Annotated in this window: 2 protein-coding genes; both read left to right on the top strand. The window is 48.1% G+C overall.

Translation table 11 applies throughout. The features are described from left to right. Positions 1 to 54 precede the first annotated feature (54 nt). Positions 55 to 660: an LON peptidase substrate-binding domain-containing protein gene (locus BZG79_RS15000; protein WP_077774810.1), complete on the top strand. Its 606-nt coding sequence runs from the start codon at positions 55 to 57 to the stop codon at positions 658 to 660. 125 nt (positions 661 to 785) lie between these two features. Then, on the top strand, positions 786 to 1,709 hold the full coding sequence (locus BZG79_RS14995) for an HDOD domain-containing protein (protein WP_077461223.1): 924 nt from the start codon (positions 786 to 788) through the stop codon (positions 1,707 to 1,709). The last annotated feature ends 226 nt before the right edge of the window (positions 1,710 to 1,935 follow it).

Here is a 1,935-nt window from a genome sequence, read left to right as displayed (position 1 = left end):
TTGCACTACAGTGCGCTAAATTAGGAGTAAGCCAGTCATGAGTAGGGAGCCGGTATGTCGATACACCCTTTGCTGATTGAAACCAATCATTTATTACCAGGTGGCGTAAACACGTATATTGTGTCTGAGGCTTTCTACTTAGACGCACTCCCACAAGCAGGCGAGCCACCGCGATTACTTGTGGCCATGATAGATATGGACGAAATCAGCCCCCAGGTTCCGTCAACTCCGCGTCCTTCCACGATTTCCCCGATTGTGACACTTTGCCAAGTGGCTGATTTTAATCGCCATGACCCCCAGCAGATCGCACTGACATTACAGGGCATTGAAAGTGTCAAGGTGGAGGCTATCGAACGAGGAGAAAGGGATATTGACTTGGCACGGCATACTCCGTTGCCGATATGGCGACGTCAAACCGTTCCTGAGCCCTATCACTATCTGAGTGACAAGCTAAAACAATACTACCGTTCCAATCCTGGGTTGCATGACCATTTTCAGCTGACCCAATATGACGACATAGGTTGGGTCTGTTTACGCTGGTTAGAGCTGCTTCCCATTGAAGTTAAGCAAAAACAATTGTTACTTTCACAGCCTAACGCCTTATTCGTTGCCGAATTTATTGATAAACTATTGCGTTATCCGCTTACCTACCCTGAATAGGCGCGAGTTTGCTGTTTAAACCATCACCAAAGACGCCATCAGGCGCACTGATTCGATCAAAGGCGGTTCTATTTTGCTTTTGGCCGCATTACCATGCCGTCTGGTGACAAACACTATCGGGACTTATGGATCATCTGTCATTTTTCTGGGTCTCACCGGATCGCGATAAATATTTGCGCTCCCTCGAGACCGAATTTTATAAACGCGCTGTCGAAACCGTTCGCGTTAACCGCCTCTCTCTTCCCCCTTTACCGGACGCCATTCTGTCCATACAGCACGCCAGCAAGCAGCCTGAAACCACGATGCGAGATATTGCTAACTTGTTGATGGAAGATCCTAGCTTGTGCGGCGCGGTACTCAAAGCGGCAAATTCCGCCCTTTTTGCGCCGAGGGCAACTGGACAATGCAAAGATGTTCAAACCGCCGTTTCACGTCTAGGGGTCGACCGTGTTTTAGGTATTATTACCGCAGCGGCCATTCACCAATTGAAAAGCGATGCGACGTTTTCTCGCGACTGCAACGCGCTTTTGAAGCAAAGTGCACAGAAGTCGCGTGAATTTGCCGCGGCAATGGCGTTAGTGACCCAAACCATCAGACATTATTGTGATGAGCCGCTATCGGTCGAACCAGAAAAAGCACTGATTGTCGGTTTACTGGCCGACATCGGTTTATACAGTGTGATTGGTGAGTTCCAGCGCTTTATTCATGAAGGTCACTACCTCCAATTTGATATTGCCGAGCAAGTCTTTTTTGCGCTCGCCGGCGATTGTAGCCGGTTAGTCCTGAAGCAATGGGCATTCGATCGCGATTTTATTGAAGTGGCTATCAATAACAAGCTATACACCAAACCGCGTCCTGATATCACCTATCTCGATGTGGCAAGAATGGCGAACCACTTATTGATGTTTCGCAACCACGATGACGCGATTGAAGAGCATGAAGTAGAAATGACTGCGCCAGGCGCCGAGGCGTTATACGAACTCTCCAATCTGGATGATCGCGAGTTTTCACGTCAACTCAACCGTGTTATCGACGCCACGAGCATCTAGTAGGATGCAAACGTTTGATGCAAACGTCTCATACTAAACCCGCTGCATACTCTCTCCGCTAGCAAGTAACTAGAGTGGCTCTGATGTTGAAGGCGCAAGTCACTCTGGTCTGATTTTATTGACCTGCCTATTAACTGATTGATAACCTCGAAGTCCCTTTCTTAACACCGAGCATCATCTAATGTTTTCAGGGATGTTATTTATCTTCGCGCCACTTATCGTTGGC

The sequence above is a fragment of the Salinivibrio sp. MA427 genome (assembly GCF_001996115.1).
Lineage (GTDB): Bacteria > Pseudomonadota > Gammaproteobacteria > Enterobacterales > Vibrionaceae > Salinivibrio > Salinivibrio costicola.
This window is presented reverse-complemented; position numbering and strand designations above follow the sequence as displayed.

Coding starts and splice junctions, on each gene's coding strand:
- BZG79_RS14995 (WP_077461223.1), top strand. CDS start 786: ATGGATCATCTGTCATTTTTCTGGGTCTCACCGGATCGCGATAAATAT.
- BZG79_RS15000 (WP_077774810.1), top strand. CDS start 55: ATGTCGATACACCCTTTGCTGATTGAAACCAATCATTTATTACCAGGT.